The organism is Okeania sp. (genome assembly GCF_983059655.1).
On the sequence record NZ_CEZPJD010000444.1, the window covers coordinates 3,783 to 6,376 of the forward strand.

3 protein-coding genes are annotated in these 2,594 nt (G+C 35.8%); all 3 read left to right on the forward strand.

All coding sequences use genetic code 11. From position 1 onward, the window contains the following. Positions 1–1,140: 9,9'-di-cis-zeta-carotene desaturase (gene zds / locus AC3DU7_RS21465; protein WP_488041336.1), on the forward strand; the 1,140-nt coding region annotated here is incomplete at its 5' end. A 286-nt stretch (positions 1,141–1,426) separates the two neighbouring features. Beyond that, positions 1,427–1,885 carry an SRPBCC family protein gene (locus AC3DU7_RS21470; RefSeq protein ID WP_488041337.1) on the forward strand — a complete coding sequence of 153 codons (459 nt, stop codon included), beginning with the start codon at positions 1,427–1,429 and terminating at the stop codon, positions 1,883–1,885. Between the two features lie 233 nt (positions 1,886–2,118). Further along, on the forward strand, positions 2,119–2,594 hold a 476-nt coding region (locus AC3DU7_RS21475; protein WP_488041338.1), incomplete at its 3' end, for a hypothetical protein.

Genomic DNA, 2,594 nt, shown 5'->3' on the forward strand with positions numbered 1-2,594 from the left:
GCTTTCTTTACCACATCTCAGTTATCTGTGCAAGATAAGCTACAAAATGCGATCGCTCTAGGCACAAGTCCCATAGTTAGAGGGTTGGTAGATTTTGATGGGGCGATGAAAACTATTCGCGATTTGGATAAAGTTAGTTTTGGAGAATGGTTTCGTGGCCAAGGTGGCTCTGATGGAAGTATCAAGCGAATGTGGAACCCTATTGCCTACGCTCTAGGATTTATTGATGCGGATAATATTTCTGCTCGATGTATGTTGACAATATTCCAATTATTTGCTGCAAAAACAGAAGCATCGGTGTTGCGGATGTTGGAAGGATCTCCTTACGAATATCTCCACAAACCAATTGTTGAATATTTGGAGGCAAGAGGGACAAAAATTTATACCAGGAGACGAGTTAGAGAAATTCAGTTTACAGAGAATGATGGGGAAACTCGTGTCAGTGGCATAGTTGTCGCTAGTGGGGAGACTGAAGAAACTATTACTGCTGATGCTTATGTGTTTGCCTGCGATGTACCGGGTATTCAGCGAATTTTGCCCGAAGCTTGGCGCAAATGGCCAGAGTTTGACAAAATCTATAAATTAGATGCAGTACCAGTAGCAACGGTACAGCTCAGGTTTGATGGTTGGGTGACAGAGTTACACGATAAAAACCAACGTGAACAATTAGAGCGTGCTGCTGGTCTTGATAACTTACTTTATACTCCAGATGCCGACTTTTCCTGTTTTGCCGATTTAGCATTAACAAGTCCAGGAGATTATTATCGACAAGGACAAGGTTCTTTATTACAGTTGGTGTTAACACCAGGAGACCCTTTTATTAAAGAGAATAATGAGGCGATCGCCCATCATGTCTTAAAACAAGTCCATGAATTATTTCCTTCTTCACGGGAATTAAATATGACTTGGTATAGTGTAGTGAAATTGGCTCAGTCTTTGTATCGGGAAGCTCCTGGTATGGACTTATATCGCCCTAACCAACAAACACCTATTCCTAACTTTTTCCTGGCAGGTAGTTATACCCAACAGGATTATATTGACAGTATGGAGGGAGCAACTATTTCTGGAAAGCAAGCGGCTCAGACAATTTTGGCAAATGTAGAAAATATTTTGGGACGAACTCCAGTTACTGCCAGTTAAAATTAAGTGAGGGAGAGATAATAATTAATAATTAATAATTAATAATTAATAATTATCTTTCCTTGAAAACAGGTAGAGGTAATGATAACTGGAGAGTACAAAGTTATTCCAAAAAACTATTAGCTTTGAAGACTGAAAACATTAGTGGAAAAGGCTTACAGTACTTACAGCTCTGAATAAAAAGTTTTTAACCTTTAGATCGCTGAAAGCTTTAGCTAGCAATAGTTATTCTAAGAACTTTGCACTGTCTAGACTGATAACTAATAACTGATAACTGATAACTGAAATGACTAATTGGCTAGAACATAGTGTACAAATAGAAGTAGCTGCTCCAATTGATTTAGTATGGAATCTTTGGTCAGATTTAGAACAAATGCCTCGATGGATGAAGTGGATTGAATCTGTTAAAGTTTTGGAAGATAATCCCGATCTATCTCAATGGAAATTAGCCAGTGGTAATTTCCAATTTAGTTGGCTTTCTCAGATACAAAGAGTAGTTCAGCATCAAATTATTCAGTGGGAATCTGTGGATGGTTTGCCAAACCGAGGCGCAATTCGTTTCTACGACCGACATGGTAGTAGTATTGTCAAATTAACTGTAGCTTATGGAGTTCCTGGCTGGTTAATTAAGATTATGGATAACTTATTTTTAGGTAGGATAGTAGAATCTACTTTGATGGCAGATATGGAAAGATTTCGTGATTATGCTGTTGCTGTAAAGCAGGAAGAAGAAGGAAAAAGTTAACTATCAATTATAGGTAATTGGTAATAATTCAAGTAGTTTAAATTTTATTCAATGTATATGATCTTAAAAGGCAGGTTGATGAGTTTTCCGCCTTTTAAATCAATAAAATATAAAAGTTATTAATAAAAAATACTTTAAATTTATGGCTAGAATTAGCTACTTCAATAAAATATAGTTAATATATTTTTTGTGGTTAAGATATTTTTGCTTTTTAGGTTAGGAAAAACTGATCAATGTATATCACAAATGTTTCTGCTGAAGGTGCAACCAGTGAAACTTATATAGACAATCCAACCTGGGGGCAAGTTAAGAGTAATATTTTAGCTTTAAATGGTTGGGACTTGTACTTAGTAACTTTTGAAAAGACCTATGAGGAAGGAAAAAGAAAGGGTGATACTAAAGAATTTATGGCTATTGCTGGTGGTGGTTTAAATCAATTATATATATGTCAGATTTATTCTTATGAGGGTGAATATCGTGACTATGAGTATGAAGGCGAACATAGCGAGTTAATATTATTCGATCCTTCTAAATCTTACGAGGAAAAAATTGAAATTATGAATGTATTTTTAGAGTTTTATCCTACAGCGCGATGCCTTAAATTAGATATAATTTTAGTTGCTGCTGAAACATATGCTCGTTTTGGTAAAATAGACAAATCTCTTCATTGGGGATACACTCATCTAAATGAGTCTTCAAAACTTGAAAT

Bases quoted from the DNA above. Each gene is read 5' to 3' on its own strand.
- AC3DU7_RS21470 (WP_488041337.1), top strand. From the start codon at position 1,427: ATGACTAATTGGCTAGAACATAGTGTACAAATAGAAGTAGCTGCTCCA.